13 protein-coding genes and 1 pseudogene are annotated in these 20,109 nt (G+C 47.8%); 13 read left to right on the top strand and 1 reads right to left on the bottom strand.

What is annotated here, in order from left to right; genetic code table 11:
- Positions 1–26: 26 nt before the first annotated feature.
- From L0156_05775 to L0156_05725, 11 genes and pseudogenes are all read left to right on the top strand, one after another.
- The gene (locus L0156_05775) at positions 27–3,461 is read left to right on the top strand and encodes a DUF3883 domain-containing protein (GenBank protein MCI0602504.1); all 3,435 of its coding nucleotides are present in this window, start codon (positions 27–29) and stop codon (positions 3,459–3,461) included.
- Positions 3,462–3,480: 19 nt separating this feature from the next.
- Complete coding sequence (locus L0156_05770; GenBank protein MCI0602503.1) at positions 3,481–4,482, top strand: DUF4433 domain-containing protein; 1,002 nt, start codon at positions 3,481–3,483, stop codon at positions 4,480–4,482.
- Positions 4,479–6,287 carry an ADP-ribosylglycohydrolase family protein gene (locus tag L0156_05765; GenBank protein MCI0602502.1) on the top strand — a complete coding sequence of 603 codons (1,809 nt, stop codon included), beginning with the start codon at positions 4,479–4,481 and terminating at the stop codon, positions 6,285–6,287. The genes L0156_05770 and L0156_05765 overlap by 4 nt, the downstream gene beginning before the upstream one ends.
- The gene (locus tag L0156_05760; GenBank protein MCI0602501.1) at positions 6,284–6,664 is read left to right on the top strand and encodes a hypothetical protein; all 381 of its coding nucleotides are present in this window, start codon (positions 6,284–6,286) and stop codon (positions 6,662–6,664) included. Before L0156_05765 ends, L0156_05760 begins: the two co-directional genes overlap by 4 nt.
- Before the next feature lie 416 nt (positions 6,665–7,080).
- A complete protein-coding gene (locus L0156_05755; GenBank protein MCI0602500.1) occupies positions 7,081–8,091 on the top strand; it encodes a DUF3644 domain-containing protein in 1,011 nt (336 codons plus the stop codon).
- Complete coding sequence (locus tag L0156_05750; protein MCI0602499.1) at positions 8,088–11,141, top strand: DUF1156 domain-containing protein; 3,054 nt, start codon at positions 8,088–8,090, stop codon at positions 11,139–11,141. Before L0156_05755 ends, L0156_05750 begins: the two co-directional genes overlap by 4 nt.
- 10 nt (positions 11,142–11,151) lie before the next feature.
- Positions 11,152–11,940 (top strand): hypothetical protein, encoded by a 789-nt coding sequence (locus L0156_05745; protein ID MCI0602498.1) that lies wholly within the window; start codon positions 11,152–11,154, stop codon positions 11,938–11,940.
- 347 nt (positions 11,941–12,287) lie between these two features.
- The gene (locus L0156_05740) at positions 12,288–15,056 is read left to right on the top strand and encodes a DUF499 domain-containing protein (protein MCI0602497.1); all 2,769 of its coding nucleotides are present in this window, start codon (positions 12,288–12,290) and stop codon (positions 15,054–15,056) included.
- 67 nt (positions 15,057–15,123) lie between these two features.
- Positions 15,124–15,990, top strand: a complete 867-nt coding sequence (locus L0156_05735) for an HNH endonuclease (protein ID MCI0602496.1) — start codon at positions 15,124–15,126, stop codon at positions 15,988–15,990.
- A 138-nt stretch (positions 15,991–16,128) separates the two neighbouring features.
- Positions 16,129–16,757, top strand: a pseudogene (locus L0156_05730) (HD domain-containing protein).
- 241 nt (positions 16,758–16,998) lie between these two features.
- Positions 16,999–17,445 (top strand): hypothetical protein, encoded by a 447-nt coding sequence (locus tag L0156_05725; GenBank protein MCI0602495.1) that lies wholly within the window; start codon positions 16,999–17,001, stop codon positions 17,443–17,445.
- Positions 17,446–17,865: 420 nt separating this feature from the next.
- Here L0156_05725 and L0156_05720 read toward each other — a convergent pair whose 3' ends face one another.
- Complete coding sequence (locus L0156_05720; protein MCI0602494.1) at positions 17,866–18,621, bottom strand: replication-relaxation family protein; 756 nt, start codon at positions 18,619–18,621, stop codon at positions 17,866–17,868.
- Positions 18,622–19,042: 421 nt separating this feature from the next.
- Between L0156_05720 and L0156_05715 the strand changes: the two genes are divergently transcribed.
- Together L0156_05715 and L0156_05710 are read left to right on the top strand one after the other, a co-directional pair.
- Positions 19,043–19,381: a helix-turn-helix domain-containing protein gene (locus L0156_05715; GenBank protein ID MCI0602493.1), complete on the top strand. Its 339-nt coding sequence runs from the start codon at positions 19,043–19,045 to the stop codon at positions 19,379–19,381.
- 39 nt (positions 19,382–19,420) lie between these two features.
- Positions 19,421–20,014: a DUF4433 domain-containing protein gene (locus L0156_05710; GenBank protein ID MCI0602492.1), complete on the top strand. Its 594-nt coding sequence runs from the start codon at positions 19,421–19,423 to the stop codon at positions 20,012–20,014.
- The last annotated feature ends 95 nt before the right edge of the window (positions 20,015–20,109 follow it).

Below are 20,109 nucleotides of genomic sequence, written 5' to 3'. Positions count from 1 at the left end.
ACAATAATCACGAGATATTCACGTTTATGAATGAACCGCCGAAAGTAAGAGAGGGCCAGATCCTGATTGGATCGATGTTCAGTGAACCGATGCGGGTGGAGACTGTCCAGCAGAGTGGGTCTGATACATGGATCCTGGGCCTTGTAGGCACTCAAAGCGAGCGCTTTCGAAAAGTCACTCTTTCTTCGGTAGAACTTGAAGGGCTGTCCTTTACTGATTCCAGATTGAACTACGATGGTGACGGTCGCCTGTTAAATCTTGGCTTGCAGGCGTATTCGCTGGGAATTGCCTACGAGTTTGATCCGTACTTTGGCCTCTCAATTTCCCGTGTCGATCCGTTGCCCCATCAATTAGAGGCTGTCTACGACTACCTGCTTAAAGTGGCGCGCGTCCGGTTCTTGCTGGCAGATGATGCGGGTGCGGGAAAGACCATCATGGCCGGTCTTCTTATCCGCGAGTTGGAGCTGCGCGGTCTGGCGGAGCGGATTCTGATTGTCGTCCCGGCCAATCTTGCTTTTCAATGGCAACGAGAGCTGAAGGAGAAATTTGACGAAAAATTTGTGGTAATGAAGGGACATGATATTCGGGACCAGTTTGGTATGAATCAGTGGTTGGAACAGAAAAGAGTCATCACATCTCTGGATTTAGCGAAGCGATCGGATGTGTTGCCTGGCCTCAAGCAAGTCCATTGGGATCTGGCGATTGTGGATGAAGCACATAGGATGTCATGGACACCTCCATCTAAGAAAACATCGAGATATGCGTTGGGAGAATTGATCCGGGATGCAACGGACCATTTGCTGCTTCTTACGGCAACCCCACATAAAGGTGATCCGGCAAACTTCAGTCTATTCCTTCAACTCCTCGATCCGGATGCCTACGCCGATGTGAAGTCAATCCGGCAGGCGATGGAACAACGGCGTGCGCCTTTCTATTTGCGACGCACGAAAGAAGCAATGGTCTACTTTCCTGAACGTCAAGCTGATGGAACGTGGGCAGCCACAAAAATTTTTACAAAACGGATTCCGAGAACAGTTGATTTCCACATCGATGGAGCGGAGTTCGATCTTTATCGCGATGTGACTCGCTTTGTAAAACAACAGAGCGCAAAGGCCGCTGCTCAAGAGGACGATCCGCGAGCCCGCGCAGTGGGCTTTTTGATGTCGCTATACCAGAGGCGGTTGGCGTCAAGTATTCATGCAATGCGGCGTTCTTTGGAGAACCGCGCTAGGCGATTGGACGATGGATTAAAACGGGCTCAAGATCTCGCACGTTTCGCGCCGCCCGAGCTTCCCGATCCGGAAGAGCTGGATGAAATGGAAGAGGTCGAAAGAGAGCGCCTGGAACAGATGTTTGAAGCGATTTCACTCGCTGCAAATGCAGAACAAGTCAAGGAGGAAATTGAGATACTCAAACGTCTGGCGGAGCAAGCACAGACCGTAGAAGACTCCGGCACTGAGGCCAAACTTTCGCGCTTAAAGAACTTGCTTCATACCGAAGGTTTTTTTGACCATTCCGAAAAACAATTGTTGATCTTCACGGAATTCAAAGACACGTTGGATTATCTAATGAGGTGTCTTGAGGGATGGGGATTCAAAATTGGATGTATTCATGGCGGAATGAAATCAGGATCTCGCGAAGAAAAAGGGACTCGCTTGCATGCGGAGCAACAGTTCAGAGAAAAGGAGATCCAGATCCTTGTGGCAACAGAAGCGGCCGGGGAGGGAATCAATCTCCAGGTCTGTCATATTCTGTTCAACTACGATATTCCCTGGAATCCAAATCGTCTAGAGCAGCGAATGGGGCGTATCCACAGATACGGCCAGAGACACGATTGCCTGATCTTTAATTTTGTTGCAACCAATACGATCGAAGGCCATGTTTTGCAGCGTCTCCTGGAAAAATTACAAGAGATTCGCGACGCGTTGGATGACGATACCGTTTTCAACGTTGTCGGCGAAATTCTTCCGGCAGCCCAGATAGAGCGCGTGTTGAGGGAATACTATGCCGGGAAGTTGGGAGACGCCGATCTGGAGGATCGAATACTCAGAAATGTTGACGAAAAACAGTTTCGTTCGATTTGCCAGCATGCTTTAGAAAATCTCGCTGCCAAGAAGTTGAATTTAGAGATGCTCGTAGAGCGCCGCGCTCTCGCACAAGAACGTCGCGTTGTGCCTGAAACGATTGCGCGGTTCCTTACTGAATCAGCAGAATACGTTCCCATGACAATCAAGCTGACACCCGGCCTGCCACATACATTTGAACCCTCCAGAACCCCTGGCGTTCTCCGAAGGTTTGAAAGAGATGCCGATTGGAGACTTCCTTCGGTAGCTTCAAAATACCCTCGGTGCTCCACGGATCGCGAAACAGCTGAGGAAAACAACCTGGAATGGGTTACTCCTGGACATCCTTTATTTGAATCGATCCGCAGGCACACTTACTCGCAGGCTTTGAGTTCCTTCGGCAAGGGTGCTTGTTTTTATTCTTTACAGCACCAAACGCCTGCAAGGATCGATTTCTACAGAGCACGCGTTGTGGATGGATTGGGTCAAATCATCCATGAGCGCCTATTTGTTTTAGAAATTTCAGAGAGTGACCAGCCCCGCTTGCAGGAGATGAATGCTATGGGCAACTTCACGGTGGGCGATCTTCCGGCTTCGCTTCCTGCTGTTGCTAACCTTCCGGAAGCGGTGCAGTGGTTGAACGAAAATCAGTTAAAGCAGTTTTTGGAAGAAACGAGAGCGGAAAGACTCGCGGAAATCAATCGAATATCTTCTCACATTGAGCTCTCGCTAACGGAATTGCTGCAGCGTGCTGATGAAGAGATAGGCCGGGCTGCTGCCGATGTTGAGCAGAAATTTCCAGGATCCGAAGGGAGACTCGCGCAGTCAGAATCGCGCCATGCGGAATTATTAGCGCGCAGGGATCGCAGGAGACAGGAACTGGACAGGCAAAAATCACTTACTCTCCAGGCGGTAGAAAGAATAACAAGTATCCTTGTTCTACCCCATCCGCAAAGAGAATCGCCGGAGATCAGACATCTCACACCGGATCCGGAGGTTGAAGCGATTGCCATGCGGGTCGTGATGGAGTATGAGACGAAGCAAGGAAGGCAAGTGTTTGACATACACGAGAAAAATCTTGGTTATGACGTAACCAGCCTGGATCTAAATAGTGGCGAGTTGAAATTGATTGAGGTGAAAGGATTGAGTGCATCAGCCGGCAATGTCCTTCTCACGCCAAATGAGAGGCGTGTTGCAGAAGATCGCCGCGATTGCTTTTGGCTATATGTCGTGACCAACTGCAAATCGGATCCCCGCGTAGAACCCATCAAAGATCCTGCTCGCTTCGACTGGCACGAGGTAACAAAGGTTTCTCATTATTATTTGTCTGTGAATGCCATGACTCAGCCCATACGTGTGAGTGAAGATCAACACCCGTATGGCGAGAACGATCGATGATCTCGTTCGGTAGGGAAAAATGCCCACGGCTATTCATAAAGAGAAAGAGCAGATAAAGAAAGTCCTGGATCATTATGGCATCTACAAGCTCTATCATTTCACCTGCATTGATAACCTTTCCATCATCGGTCAATGCGGTGGCATCTGGAGCAAGCAAAAGCTTGAGAATGCTGGATTGCTGGATAAAGTCTTTTGTGGAGGAACGCAAGGCTCTGTAATTGTAGATAAACAGTTTGGCAATTGGGATAGGATTCATTCCTATTTCTGTCCGAGAACTCCGATGGCTTATCGCGTTCAAGAAAACGTGGATCGAACGAACAAACAGAACGGCCACATCTGTTACCTCATTATTGATCAAAGTGTTGCATTCTGGGATGGTGTTCACTTTACAGACACGAATGCAGTACGAAAAGGAGATGGTCACAAACAAGCAGAAGGATCGGCAGGACTGAAACTAGTTGACTGGGACACAATTCGTTCGCATCTGAATGGTATTTACGTTCCAACGGAAGTTTGGCACCGAAATGTACAGGCCGAGTGCCTCATTCCGAGTGAGATTCCCTTTGCTAACATCCAGGGAGTATACTTCATGAGTCAGGCGAGCTTGGAAGAAGGGAAACGGCTGTGGGGCAATCGGACACATCCTACATTCACGGTTGACGAAAAATTATTTCATAGAGGATTTCCTCATGCAAAACGGTTTCTGTTGACATCCCAAGAAATTACGAAAGATAATTGCGCCTCTCCGCATGAGCATGAAACGGTATTCTCATCATCGGATAGTGCCACTCTCCTTGTGAACGCTCATGTAACTGCAGGTATTAAATCGCGGATTGTTTGGTTTGATTCAGGTCTGAATATCATCAAAGAAGGTTCAACACAGTTCGAAAGCAGCGGCGTTTTCTGGAACTGGTCCATTCTGCAAATGGCGAGTGTTCCAGATGGGTATTACTTCGTAGAATATTACATAGGAGATATTCGCTGGTTCAGAGCGGATTTCGAAATCAGGAGTGAGCCATGAGTGCTCAGGCACAGTCAAATGGTGCGTTACTGGATAAGTTCAAGGGCGCCTTGGCTTTCAGCGCTGTGGGAGATGCGTTGGGATGGCCTACAGAATTCGGCCATTATCCGGCTGCAACAAAAAAGCAGTCCGGCCGCAACTACCTGGACGACTTCGTTTCCTGGCAGAAACTCGTGGGCGGAAGATATTGGGGATACCGGGAGACGATAGAAGAGGGGGCATACTCTGATGACACCCAACTTACCCTGGCGGTTTATAGATGCATCGATGAATCGGGAAAGTTTAATCCTGAAAGATTCGCATATTTTGAGCTCCCCTTGTGGCTTCACTATGAACGCGGTGGTGGCAGGACAATCAAGATGGCCGCAAGAAAGCTAAACCAAACGAGCAAAGAATGGATCAGAAACTTTTATTCGACAAAGGAGCTTTCTTATAGAAATGCTGGTGCGAACGGTGCCGCAATGAGAGTGTTGCCCATTGCCCTCACGAACGCTTTTAGTCTGAATAAGCTTCGCTCAGAAAGCTTTCTGAATGCCATCGTAACGCACGGGCATCCTCGGGCGATTGTGGGATGCATCCTTTATGCAGCCGCCATTTGGTTTCTTTTGAGGGAAAGAGAGCTCTCAGTGTCACCGTTCTTAGAATTCTTACGCGATTCTCTTGATTTCGAACCAGAAAATAACAATTCGATCCAATCTTGGATTGAAGAATGGAATAAGCATCCATTAGACGGTAAATCCTTTCAGGAAACCTTGGATGCAACTAAAAATGAAGTCTTTCAGTACTTAAATCAAATCAAGCAAAATGGAAATTCCCATGATAACGAATTTTATGCTCTAACAGGCGCCCTGACTAATTCAACGCGGGGATCGGGAACGACAACTGTTGGTGTGGCAATTTTTCTTCTGTGCAAATATTCAGCAGATCCTACCAAGGCATTGCTAACGGCAGTTAATATGCTTGGCAGCGATACCGATACAATCTCCGGTTTTCTGGGAGGACTATTGGGAGCGTTGCATGGAGTATCTGCAGTACCTCCAAAACTATTTAACAGGGTGCAGGACAAAGACTACATTTTGAAAACAGCAATGCATTTGCACAATGTAGTGACAGGACAAGGATCAAAGGATTACGCAACCGCCGAAGACTTTGATCGACGTGACGCCTACTTAAAAATCATGGCGTGGGAAATTGGGTTGCACGAATTGTTTTGGGACGCCCTGGATGCGGGAGATTCGATCGTTCATCCTGCGCTGGGTCGTGGAGAAGTTACTGCAAAACGTATACAACCTCTGATGCGTTCGGACTATCAGGCAAAGCTTATTCATGTTTCCTTTGAATCCGGCCAGACATGCGTTTTTCACTCTCGTGTATCCAAGGACGGACGACTATCTGAAAGTCTTGCTGAAGATACAAGCAAAGCGTTGCAGTCTCTTAAGAAAATGAAAATGGAGAAAACTGGCATGCTCGTTGAGGAGGCGCCTGGTTGGTCCCTCGAGAAATTTTTCGAACTTGAGAACCAGAACGAAGTGAATCAACTCTTGAGAAAACATAAAGAACTGATCCGACCGCTGTTTGAGACCAGTCAAAAGATAAGGGAGATCTTTTCCAATCATGCAGTCAAGATCGTGCTGAAAATGGACAAGGATACTGAAGAGCATTATGAGGGTCTTTCCGTGATTATCGAAACCGATATTGAACCCAAGAGGTCACTGGATCTGTTAGATCGATTCGATAACGAGTGGTGGCTGGATGTGGATGAGACTACAAGAATGCTGGTAACAGTTATGGTGCAGCCTGTATGAGCTTTCCTTGGAAATCCTACATTGATCTTGCCGGAGAACTGTTGAACACTGCCAACATCTCTGCCATCCAGGAGGCTTACCTTAGATCAGCAATTAGCCGCTCTTACTATGGAGTATTCGGTATTGCAAGAAATTACCTTATTCGTAATGGTGTAAGAATTCCGTTCGTTGATACTCACAAGTTCGTTAGCACCCAATATCAAAAATCATCAGTCAGGACCCGGAAAGAGATAGGCGAGAAGCTGAAACGACTTTGGAGGGAACGAAAAACAGCCGACTACGATGAGTCGACAGGGATTGGCTTGGCTAGAGCCAGGACTTCGCAGCTCTTGGCATTACAAATTCTTGAAAAATTCAAAGCTATAGGTGCTCCATAGATTCATCCTTCCCCAATTGAATAAGACATTTTTTTTGTCAGCAATCCCCAACGGGCATTCGAAATGATCCGGAAAGAATGTAAAGTGCCGGCAGAAGTATAAGATTCTCAGGGGAGAGAGGGCTGAACAATCGCTTGACACAAGGTCATGAGATGTTTATTTTTTAATGGCCAGAAATTAAATTTATTTGCTTCCCACTCGACTTGCCGCAAGGCCTCGGGTGGGGTTATTTTTTATGGGGGGCCCTTCTGATGTTCCTCGAACCGCCGATCAAGAGAGCCTGCGTCTTTAAAGTAATCCGTACCATTACGCGTAGGTGACTGCCGTCCGAAAAAGTGACCACACCGTAAGCTTAAAGTAAACATCGGGCTAATATAGGGAATGTTCCTTAAGAATGTGAGTCTTACGTTTGGCGTATGAATTATCGAGGTTCCTATCGCAAACTCCTTGGAAATGCAAAAGCAGCCATGGTGGCCGCTATTGAGGTTTATAACAAGCCCACATTTCCATATCGCGATGAGTGTTTCGTCATACTTCTTTTAAACTCATGGGAATTGGTTGTCAAAGCGCTTCTGTCAAAGAAAGGAAAGTCCATCTTTTATCAAAAGAAGAGGAAGGAACCCTATCGGACGCTTTCACTTCAGGATGCTTTGCCGAAAGTCCAATCCTTATTCCCGCAGGCAGTTTCATTTGTACCAACCCGCCAGAATCTTGATCTTCTTAGAACTTACCGTGACAATGCTGTTCATTTCTATAACGCGAAAGGATTTGGCTCAGTTGTTTACGCGTTGGCTCAGACAAGCATAAGAAACTTTCGCGATGTCGTGTTCGAATGTTTCGGACACAAGCTTGAGGAGGATATAAGTTGGCAGCTTCTCCCGCTCGGGATTAATCCACCTGTTGATGTGATTACATATATCAGCGGAAAGCGAGAAAGCGGCAAAAAAAAGAGTAATGCCGTCATCCAGTTTTTGTCAGAATTGGCCGCCGCAACGGATCAGCTCAAAAATAGCGGGGAAGACACAGGGCGTCTGCTCACTATCTTTCAGGTCAAACTCGAATCCGTAAAGAAAATCGGCGACGCGGATGCTGTTGTTGGAGTTGACAAAGCTGCAGCGTCTTCGGGTCCGCTTGCAATTGTTCGGACACTTGATCCGAACCTGTCCCATCCGCTGAGGAGCAGGGATGTGATTGAAAAAATTGGTCCATACAACGGAAAGAGGTTTACTTCCTACACCTTTCAGGCTGTTGCTTGGCGATGGAAGATCAGGGAAAACCAACAATATTGCTGGAGGGCTGAGGAAGGTGTTCTCACCAAGTATTCAAATGATGTGGTTTCATTTATCAAGAACTTGAGCGCTTCGGATATCGAAACGGCAGTGAAGGATTACGGTGAACACATGAGAAAGAGATTGGCGAAATCATGATTCCAAAAGAATGCAAAAGGCTTGCTGAAGTAGATTTCCCGATCGCAGTAGTTTCGAAGCATTCCGCGCGCGAGAAGTCGATTCGGCATGGTCATCCATCAACCTTGCATCTATGGCGGGCGCGACGTCCGCTCGCTGCGTGCAGAGCCATGCTTCTTGCGTTGTTGTGGCCGGATCCTTGCGATGAGAATTGTCCCGAAGATTTCAAGAAGAGTGCAAGGCAACTGCTTCCATCCGTTTGCGGGACAATAGGTTTGAAAGATGAAGATCTGCGGCGTGCGCTTCTTCAATTCATTGGCGATTTTGCAAACTGGGATCGTTCTTCCAACAGCCAGTATCTAGACATCAGCCGAACTCTCGTGATGGTTGCATACGATGGCGAGCCGCCTGTGGTTGTTGATCCATTTGCAGGCGGCGGATCGATCCCATCGGAAGCACTAAGAGTTGGATGCGAAGCATATGCAAGCGACTTGAATCCTGTCGCTTGTTTGATTCTCAAAGTGATGCTGGAAGATATTCCGCGTCATGGCCCCGAGCTTGCCGGTGAATTACGGCGGGCGAGTGAGCAAATCAAGGAGCAGGCGGAGAAGAAGCTAGCGGATTCTTATCCAAGTGATCCGGATGGTGCAAAACCGATAGCGTATTTATGGGCTCGTACAGTGCGTTGCGAATCGCCAAATTGTGGCGCCGAAATTCCAGTTTTCCGATCCCCATGGTTGTCTCGAAAAGGCAACTCAAAGTCGCAATTTTTTAGAGAGGATGATAAAGGCAACTGCACTGCGCTTTTGATCGAAGACGCCCCGATGGGTGGCCCCATTAAACTGAGAATTGCCTATGGGTTTGGAAGTCAAGAGATGCAAGATGGCTATTATCGCCCTCTACAAACAAAAGCTTCAGGAAATAATGCAGACGTAATCTGCCCCTGTTGCAGAAACGTCTTATCCGGAAGTCAAAAAAATCCACGTGTTTCAAGTCAGCTTACTATGCAGGGAGGTGGTGCCAACGTACGGTTTGATCGCCAGGGCAAAAGAAATGGAGGCGCGCGGCTTCTTGCAGTTGTAACTCTAAAGGCCGACAGCAAAAAAAGAACGTACCGTGACCCAACCGAAACAGACTATGATACAGTCTTTAAGGTTCAAGATCGTTTGAAAAAAATCCTCGATGGAACCGTTGCTACTGGCTTAACCATCATTCCCGACGAGACATTTCATTCTGTAAGACCCTCACCTAATGCGCGAGGGCTTTCTGCTGTGACGCGTTATGGAATGACAAGTTTTTCTTCTTTATATACAGCACGTCAACTTGTTTCTCTGGCCGCTTTTTCGGAGTTGGTACGAAGTAGTGCGACGAAACATGTTAATTCCGAGAGTGGAGTTCAGCGATTACTCGCTTTATGTGTTAGCCGCGTTGCTGACTATTGCTCTGCACAAAGTCGATGGGACTCCACGCAGGAAAGGAATGTAAATTCGTTCGGTAGACAAGCTTTGCCGATGCTCTGGGATTTTGCAGAACTAGTTCCAACAGCCGATTGCGTTGGGTCGTTCAGTTCAATGCTGCGTGGTATTACGAGAGTTATTGAGAAACCAAACATAGCTGAGCGGCGTGGCCAAGTCGCCTGCGAGGATTCAACTGAGCATTCGTTACCCTCCGAAAGCGCTAGAATTTGGTTCACCGACCCACCTTACTACGATTCGGTACCGTATGCCGATCTTGCCGATTTCTTTTATGTTTGGTTGAAACGTATGCTGCCGGATGAGCGCCTCTTGGGTAATAAATTTGAAGACGGTACATTTTTGACGCCAAAGCTAAGAGAATGCGTATGGAATAAGGCATATAAGATTAACGGTAAAGAAAAGGATCCTATCTTTTTCGAGAATTGTGTCTCGCTGGCTTTCGGAGAAGGTCGACGCGAGGTCACTCCTGATGGCATTGGCGCTATCGTTTTCGCTCACAAGTCCACTCAAGGTTGGGAAGCTTTACTTTCGGGCATACTTCGCTCTGGGTGGACTGTCGTTGCTTCATGGCCAATAGCCACGGAACAGGCCCAACGTTTAGTCGCTCGTGGGACAGCAGCGCTTGCCACAAGCGTTCACATCGTTTGTCGTCCGCGTTCTGAAGATGCAAGTGTTGGCGACTGGGGCGAAGTGTTGCACGAACTCCCGAAGCGCGTTGGGGAATGGATGCAGCGCCTTCAGAAGGAAGGGATTCGCGGCGCCGATCTCGTTTTTGCGTGTATCGGTCCGGCACTGGAAATTTACAGCCGTTACTCGCGTGTTGAAACTCCGGAGGGACGTGAAGTAAAACTGGATGAGTACCTTCAGAAGGTGTGGGAAGTTGTCGGTAGGAGTGCGTTGGAACAGATTTTGAAAACCAAAGAAGGTGCCTTTGAAGAAGACGCAAGACTTACAGCGCTTTTCCTATGGACACTACAAAGCACGAATGGTGAGTTTGTGACGGATAAAGAAACAGCTCCAGAAGAAGTCGATGATGAAGAGGAGGATGATGATGAAAAAGCTCCCGGAGGAAAGTCTAAGGGCTACAGCCTTATATATGATGTCGTAAGGCGTTTTGCTCAGCCACTTGGAATCCATTTGCCGCTCTGGGAAGGAAGAATCATTGAGACAAAGAAAGGGGTTGTCACACTGATACCCGTAAAATCGCGAACGAAGCAATTGTTCGGTGAGGAAGGCGCAGTGAGCGTTGCAGAAGTATTAGAGCGTGATCCACGAACCAGGCTTCAACCACTTCTGTTTCCGGAACTGGAGCAAGCCGCGCCAACAATGAAATCAGCAAGAAAGATTAAGAAGGGCAAAATGGATTTTTCTGCGGATTCACTCGATAAACCAACGGTCACAACGCTTGATCGGGTTCATGCTGCAATGCTGCTTCAGGCAGCAGGACGGACAAATGCACTACGAGCCCTTTTGAATGCGGAAGTGGATCGCGGTCCTGAATTCGTTCGGTTGGCCAACGCGTTATCTCCCCTTTATCCTGAAGGAAGTGAAGAAAAAAGATTGTTGAATGCAATGCTACTCGCGGTTCCGCGTTGATTCATTCTAAATGGAAGTAGAGGGAAAAAAGGGAGACGTTTGGCAGATCTCGGCAGGTCCCGCATCGCGATCGTACGCCGATCTTTTCTTGAAATCAGGTGTCGCTTTATTGGGTCCCGGTGATCCGGGCCCATGGAAGCCGGACAAGTCAGATGACCATTATGAAGGCGGCTACGTACGCCGTTTTGCCAGCGAAGTAATTGTTGGTGATACATTTCTTCTCCGGAAAGGAATATCAGGCATTCGGGCGATTGGACTTGTTGCCGGTGATTATACCTACCTCAATCAGTTCGATGATGTGAACGGTTGGGACCTACAACATTGTCGCCGCGTACGCTGGTTTGACCTGCCGCAAGAACATAACTTTGCAACGCCTGTTTTCGGTGCGAACCCGCCACGACTTTCCAGAGTCTCAAATGTTGAAGTGCTCGATTTTGTACGGAGATTCTTGAATTCGCCGCCAACGCACTGGCAGACTTCCCCTTTACCGCCTATGCCAAAAGAAGAGCTACTGCTGGAAGAAATCCCTGTATATTTGAGAAACTTGGTGGCACAAGTCACGGATGTTGCGCAACTGTATTTGAATGAAACCGATTTTGGCAACTATCCTTCAGAAGATGAGATGATTGTTCATTTCGTTGTTCCGTTTTTTTATTCGCTCGGTTGGCCTCCCGAACTAGTCGCGATCAAATGGAGATACGTCGACGTTGCGGTTTTTAAAAACCTTCCGCGAACACCTGAGAACTGTTGTTCATTGTTGAGGCCAAACGGTTTGGTGCGGGAGTTGAAGGCGCATTGAACCAGGCGAAAGGCTATGCAAAATCGATCGGTTTACCAGTCGATATCATAGTTACCGATGGCGTCCGCTATCGAATGTATTCCGGGCAGCATGATTATGCTCTTATGCAAATCTTGCGCGACTGAAGACCTCAGCAAACAAACTTTTTCAAAAGGTCAAGAGGCCTTAATGTCCGAATTAAGTAGTCGGCAAGTGTTTTGCCTGTTTATATTCCGAAGTAAGACAAGAAAAGGCTATAATTTCTTCTACGCGTCTCTTGATTTTATCGCGTGTATGGGAAAAGGAAGAGCATGAATTGTAAGACGATCCATGTCGCCGACTCAGGCGATTGAGAAGAAATTTTAAACATGGAACCTTGGTATAAGGTTGTCAGGCCTCGTGAGGAAGTCCGCGCTGGCCGTTCCTTCAATCCGGACGAATTCGCGATCCACTTAGAACAAGTTGTTTCGAACACTGCCCCGGATGACTATCGCAAACCGGAGCAGTTTTTCTCGCGTACTTTCTTTACAAGAGCGCTCCAGGACCATGCGGGTATGGTTCTGCGAAGGCTTAGTGGTACAACTCAAAACACTGCCCCTGTGTTGATGCTTATCACACAGTTTGGCGGAGGGAAAACACACACGCTGACCGCGCTGTACCATATAGCAAAGCATGGCAAGATAGCAGCGAACTTTCCTGGCGTTACCGATCTGCTGTCACACGCGAGTGTAACATCGGTTCCGAAAGCGAATGTTGCTGTCTTTGTTGGGAACGCATGGGACCCTCAACCGGGCAGGGAAACTCCGTGGATCGACATAGCGAGCCAGCTTTCCGGCGAAAAGGGTGTGTCGGAATTAGGGAGTGCCGCATTAACTACACCTCCCGGCACAGAGGCTCTCGCGAGAGTGTTTGCTGCTGCGAACGCGCCGGTCCTTATTTTGTTCGATGAAGTTCTAAACTTCTTGAATCGGCACCGGAATATGGCAGAGGCCTTTTATGCGTTTATTCAAAATCTTACTGTTGCAACTACCGGCACTACTCATGGAGCCGCAGTAATCAGTTTGCCTCGAAGCCAGGTGGAAATGACGGATTGGGATCTGCAGTGGCAAGACCGGATCACCAAAGTCGTACGTCGCGTTGCCAAGGATCTAATCGCAAACGATGAAACGGAAATCAGCGAAGTTGTTCGCCGCCGGTTGTTTGAAGATCTCGGCAATCAGCGCACACGCAGCAACGTGGCTAAAGCTTTTGCCGATTGGTGCTTCGATCGCAGAGCGCAGCTTCCTCCGGAATGGACTGCTGTGGATACGGCCTCTACTGAAGCAAAAGCGCGCGAATACTTGCGCTCACGCTTTGAAGCATGTTATCCATTTCACCCTGCAACGTTGTCCGTTTTTCAGCGAAAATGGCAGGCTCTGGCTCAATATCAGCAGACGCGGGGAACGTTGGCGATGCTGGCTCAATGGATCTCATGGGCATACCGCGAGGGCTTTACACAGGCGCGTCGCGAGCCAGTAATTACAATTGGTTCGGCACCGTTAGAAGTGCCGGACTTTCGTAGTGTGGTTTTAGGACAATTGGGGGAATCACGACTTGTGTCAGCGATTGAAGCAGATATATCCGGAGATCAGTCACACGCCCGTGCCTTGGACGCGGACACAAAAGAACCCCTGAGGTTCATCCATCGCAGGGTAGGTACAGCAATTCTTTTTGAGTCATCGGGTGGACAGGTAGATAAAGTTGCTCACTTGCCGGAGCTCCGATTCGCGCTTGGAGAGCCCGATGTTGACACCACGTCGATCGACTCCGCTGCATTTTCTTTGGAAGACAAATCTTACTTCATTCGCAAAGTTGGTACAGACGGATTCAGGATCAGCCACCAACCTACAGTCAAAAAAGTGGTGAGTGATCGCAGGGCATCGCTTGATGAAGAAAGCGAGATTAAGCCCACAATGAGAGCCACAGTACAAAAAGAGTTTCAACGCGGAGCCTCAATCCCTCTGATACCTTTTCCTGCGGATGATACGGCAATCCAGGACACCCCCCGGCTTAGTTTGATTTTAATGGATCCGGAAACAGAGTGGACCAACACCGAACAATTACGACAACAGATTCTTCAATGGAGTAAAGCACGAGGAAAATCTCCGAGGCTTTATCCTGGCGCGTTGATCTGGTGTTTCAAAAAACCGGGGCGTGAGCTGCGAGAAAAAATAGAACTATGGCTCGCATGGAAACGAGTAGCGAAAGAAGTATCAGATGGCATACTGGGTGGAGATTTCGATCGATCCGACCGTGCGGAGATTCAATCCCGTGTTGGCGATGCTGAAGATGCGGCCAAGGACGAAGTGTGGGGCGGTTACAGGTACGTGGTTATAACGGATCCAAAGGAGCAGGATGGGCTCGCGGTAATCGATCTCGGAGCAGGACATTCGAGTTCAACAGAAACACTTTGCGGTCGAATTATTTCAGCGCTCAAAGCAGGTGCGAGACTGAACGAATCCATCGGCGCGGGTTACATTGACCGATACTGGCCGCCCGCATTAAAGCAAAGCGCAGCCTGGCCGCTTGCCAGCTTGCGCCAAAGTTTCGTGAATGGTTCACTCACAAGATTGCTTGATCCGGATACAGTCTTGCGAAACAAGATTGTTGAATTTGTAGGTAAAGGAGATTTTGGACTGGCCTCTGGGCCAAAGCAAGACGGCACATATGAACGGATCTGGTTTTCAGAACTGCTTTCAGCTGATGAAGTTTCTTTTGATGCGGGTGTTTTTCTTCTAACAAAGGCAAAGAGCGAAAGTCTAAAATCATCATCGCCTACTTCGACACCTGTACCCACACCGGGCGGCCCCGAACCGATAACTACTCCGACATCTGAGGGTATTGACGAACCTCGCCCTACTGCTCAACCGCAGACGAGTACCATTCGGATAACCGGAGCCATCCCACCAGAGATATGGAATAGACTGGGTACAAAAGTCATCCCAAAACTGAAAGCTGGAACTGATTTGCGAATGAGCATCGAGTTCTCGGTTACTGTGGACTCTGCCAATGCAAAGAATCTGGAAGGTGATCTTCGGCAAATTCTGGAAGATCTTGGGCTGCAAGAAAAAGTTTTGGTTTCAAAGGATCAGAACTAACTTACACCGATGAATTTCCATGGCGAGAGTAAAAAAGGATAAAACTATACAGGATCGGAGTCGGTTGATGAGTACCGCAAAAGCCATGGCCAAGATGCTGAAGCTGCGCAGCACTGGAATGCGGATTCGGATTCGGATTCCAAAGGCTACTTGGAGGACGGACACCGATGGCTGGTGTACGACCATAGGAAGCCTCGGTAAGAATCAACCGAAACTTGAAGTATGGTTTGATCGCTTCCCTGGATATCCTGAACGAAAACTCTGGGCTGGGTTCGTATCTTACAAGCATCGGCGTCCTATCATGGCAATAACCAATCGTGTTTCGCGAAACCTTTGGCCGGTCCGTACTATAACGTCGAAGGATGCAAGTGAGAACAAGTTCTTCGCTCTTACTGGTCGCCTTCATCGGGCAGAATTCGGCGTGCCGATTTTGGAAAAATACAAAACCGGAGAGACGTTCTTCGGAATCTTTGATTCAACCCCCCGCACAGCCAAGGGAATTCGTCAACACTTTTGTAATCGTGCAGTGGCATTCTTGGAGGATGTGGCAGGGTCGCTTCCGAAAACCAGCGCAAAGGATTCGTGGAGCGAGGTCTATCCCCGTTGCGAGAACCGCAAGTGGGTGAAGGCTCACCTGGCGCGAGAACGCAGCGGCTATCTCGCGGAACTATGTAAAGTGCGGGACCGCTACCGCTGTCAAATCTGCAAAATGACTTTCAGCAAAGTTTATGGAGATAAACTAGGTGATTCGTTTGCTGAAGCGCATCACCTCAAGCCTTTGGGTAAGCAACTCGATAAGGTAATAACTGCAATCGAAGACTTGATCACCGTCTGCTCCAACTGCCATCGCATGTTGCACCGAATGGATGGCAACCCCAAAGACTGGAAGAAGCTGAAGATTGTTGTTCACAATCAACGAAGAAAGCAGGGCTGACAGTTTGTTTTGGTGGGTTGCAACCCGGTTCACCTTCCAAAACTCTGCCGAGTCTTGGGACAACAATTTCCGGGGAATGAAGATTGTCATGTTGGATGGCTACATCTAAGTGATAAGGAAGGAGAAGTTATGAATAACATGGCTAGCGAACCCAGTCCATTGTCGCTTCGTTTCTCGGAGGCTCTTCATACAGCCGCCGAGTTGCACGCAACTCAGGTCCGGAAAGGGACGCGAATTCCGTACATTGCACATTTGCTTGGGGTGACGTCTATTGCTCTGCAATACGGTGCTGACGAAGAGGAAGCGATCGCTGCTCTGCTTCACGATTCGATTGAAGATGCGCCTCGTGAGCTTGGCGCTGATTCGGTGCGCAAATTGTTGCGATTCCGCTTCGGAGAACGCGTACTTAAAATCGTTGAGGGTTGCACTGATACAGATGTCTCACCTAAGCCACCATGGCGCGTGCGGAAAGAAGCGTATGTTAACAGAGTCTCCAACGAATCTGCGTCCGTATTGCTCGTATCTGCATCCGACAAACTTCACAACGCGAACTCTGTATTGCATGACTACCGCCAAATCGGTGACGAGCTGTGGAAACGCTTCAACCGTGAGCAGGAAAACAGGGAACGATCGGGTACTACCGCGGACTGGTAAATGCGTACAAAGCCACGGGTCATCATGAAAAACTGATTCAAGAGCTCGACCGAGTTGTGACTCAAATCGAAAACGAGACGGGCCACCAGGGTGTTTGGCCCCTTGACTCATAATTCATCGCTGCTCACTTGTGACGACAGAATTTTTTCCTTCGACAATTCGTTGAATTCTCAGCTAGAGCAATTGACTTAGCACATAGTCATCCACGGCCTTTGCGATAAAAGTATGGGGCATTGCCGGGATGAGAATGGCCAACCCAGCCGGACGAAGTTCGGCGATTACCTATTACTTGGCAAACTTCTTGCTTCATTTATTTTGTGAAATCCAATGAGACATGAAGAAAAGGAGATACTCATGAAATCTCAGAAAGAAGTGCGATCAAGAAGAACAGTTGATCTTGCGATGCGCATTATTGCAAACGGGCGTTCAGAAATTTACAAAGAAGCATCGAGCCTATCTAACTCCATCAGTTTATCTGATGATCCAGAAAAGGTTATTCAGGACTTCCTCTTCAGGAAATTTAACAATGAGCGCTCCGTAGAGTTAGCAAATGCAAAAGATGCCTCGACTGTCAGAGAAACCATATTTGAATGGGTCACGAAATTTAAGATTCCGGGTGATGTTAATCCGGACGAACTTCGAGATCTGTTAGAAGAGATTGATGAGGACAACTGCGAAAACGTAAATCATGGAATCTGTCTCCGACTCAATCATCGTGGATCCGCACGAAACGACCGCGCCAACACGAATTGGCTAGAAAATGGCAACGAAAATAAGACGATAAAGTTCAAAGAATCTTGATCCCGAAAGGCGACCGAAATTTGGAGTTGCTTCGGACAGCAAAAAACACAAAAAAAAGACAGCGAACGGAAGGCCCATCGATGCATGTGCAAATTGAACCTGTACGCAGCACAATTCTTCGGCATTAAAGTCCTCCAAATTCTTTTAGAACCAGAACCCGGCACCGCTGCCATCCTTCAACTCCTGTCGTTCTATAAAGCTCCCGAACCAAGGCAAACCAACTTGAAAGCAACTGTAAGGTTGCATTAAACACAGTTTGCTGCAAACACACTTTTTTGCGCCCACCGTTTTTCCATCCGGCTCCTTTGCCATACTTATTTCGACCCTTCCGAACACACGTTAAGTGATTCTTCGATATTGATTTCTTCCTAATCTTATGTAAACACACTTTGCAGGAGCCCTTCTGAAAGGCTTTTCCATTTAAAGTTCGAAATCATCCTCCGGTTCGCTGGGGATTAAGTACTCCATGAGTGTTGTCCGGACCAGAAATGGAGAAAACCACTCTGCGTCAAAGAAAGCGTTCATGGAACGATTCTCTTCAAAATTACAGATCAGCACATGCCTTTCTAGGCCGGCTCTTGCAGCGGCCTGTGCTGGTGTGAAGAGTGTGTTCCTCGTTGTCACAAAAAGAATGAGATCGGATTCCTGAAGATAGCCTTCCCGATACTTGTCGAATTTAGCTTGTAACTGAGGCCCGCTTTCTGTGCCTCGATCGGCCTCAAGAAAGCATCGCAAACTTACCTCGCTCGGTAACACTTCAAGTTTGAATGCGAAGTCTGCAATCCTGTGGAACTCCTCCTGCGGAATATTTTCACGCTTAATGACCTCTGGCTGCGACAAGGCGAGCCAAAGACGTATGTCATTGATCAGCAATCCGTGTTTTGAAACGCCGATCTCTTCGAATTTCACTGCCGCGCCATTATTCTTTCCTGGGATATAAATATCTCCTTCAAAAATTCCGTAGCTTTTCGGAATCCGGATGGACTGTAGTTCTCCCGCTGAAACGAGCTGTCGTAACCTTCGATTCACTGCCGTTTTTCCACGACTCGAGCAAGTGCACCAGTATGTATGAAGACTGCACCTGAACAAATAACGCTGTATCTGATCCCTGGAAACGAAGCCCAATCTTTTCACCGCATGAAGGATTGCCTGGTCTCTTTTGGTCATCCGTCTCATAGCTTTGCCTCCATTCCGGCAGTAGCAAACACTTTGCCAAGCGCCGACCGGGCGAACGATCCACGAGAAAATGAATTGATTTGCGGTATGAGCGTTCTGACCCGTCGAAAACTCTCTGAGCCAGGCGGAAATTGCTTCGACCCGCTAGTACTGAATTGCTGTTCCATCTCGTCGATCTTGCGCGTTTCTCGAACTTGGCACAGCTCTTGAAATACGATATTGCCTGGTACACCTATTGATGGAATAGATGATATGGAATCGAAGAACGCTTCCGTATCAGATGAGAACAAAGTGGCACAGGAGTCGAAAACTTTTCGGGCTAGGTCGAAATTTTTCCGACCCCGACCACAGAATTGCTGCTCCGCCTTCTCATTCATAGCTGTTTCCAAATTGGCACGGCCCTTGAAATAGGAATCTCTGAATGAAATCGAAGAACACTTCGTCATCGGATGAGAAAAGAGACATCGTTTCCGGTGTCGTTCCAGTTTCCGAGATTCTGGAGTATCTCAGGAACGACTATTACATGAGTAAGAAAGAAGCAGCGAAATACACCGGACTTTGCAGCGACACGCTCGATTATCATTCGTTAGTTATTGGAGACTTGAAAAGATACAAGCTCTCCGGAAAGGTTCTTTACAAGAAATCTGATCTGGATCGATTTGTGGAATCTTATCTTGATGTGACCGCCAAATTCGATCCGGATCAGCTGGCCGAAAAAGTGCTGCAAAAGCTCAAAAGAAAGATGGAGCGGGCGGGGTGAAGATGCGAGAGGCAAGTTGAATATAATGTGACTCATATTATGCCTGTTCCGATCCCAACGCCTGTCTATCGTTTTATTCATATTGATAATCTCGAGATCTGTCTGAAGCGTGGTGGAATTCATTCACCCAACGACAACCCGAAGAACGGTCTAAACTACAAAACGATTCACAACATCGAGATCCAAACTGAGCGACGAATTACGAGAATTCCATGTGGTCCTGGTGGAGTTATCCATGACTATGTCGCTTTCTATTTCGGTTACTTGTCGCCGATGCTTCTGCAACTCAAAACCGGAAGGGTAGAAGGTTATTCCGAGGGACAGGAACCCTTAATATATCTGGTTTCATCGGTTCAGAGGATTCAAGGCTCGGGAACTCAGTTTGTGTTCTCTGATGGGCACGGCATTGCAGCCTATACCGATTGGTATGATGACTTGAAGTTTCTCGACAGAATCGATTGGTCAATGGTGTATCAAAGATACTGGAAAGATACTGTTGACGACATGGACCGACAGCGCCGAAAACAGGCAGAATTCCTGGCACATCGATTCTGCGACTGGACTTTGATCGAAGAGATTGGCGTCATGAACGATCGAACAAAAAGATTGGTCGAAGATGTGCTTCGGATGTAATTTAGTTTTTTCCTTTCGCTCGTATTTTTCGAATTAAATTATCCCTGTTTGTGCATTGTTTTGCTTTTTTAACGATTTGTTTGATTCTGATAGTG

This window comes from bacterium (assembly GCA_022616075.1).
In the GTDB taxonomy this organism is placed as follows: domain Bacteria; phylum Acidobacteriota; class HRBIN11; order JAKEFK01; family JAKEFK01; genus JAKEFK01.
The sequence above is the reverse complement of the archived record's forward strand: the minus strand, read 5'-3'. Positions and strand labels throughout refer to the sequence as shown.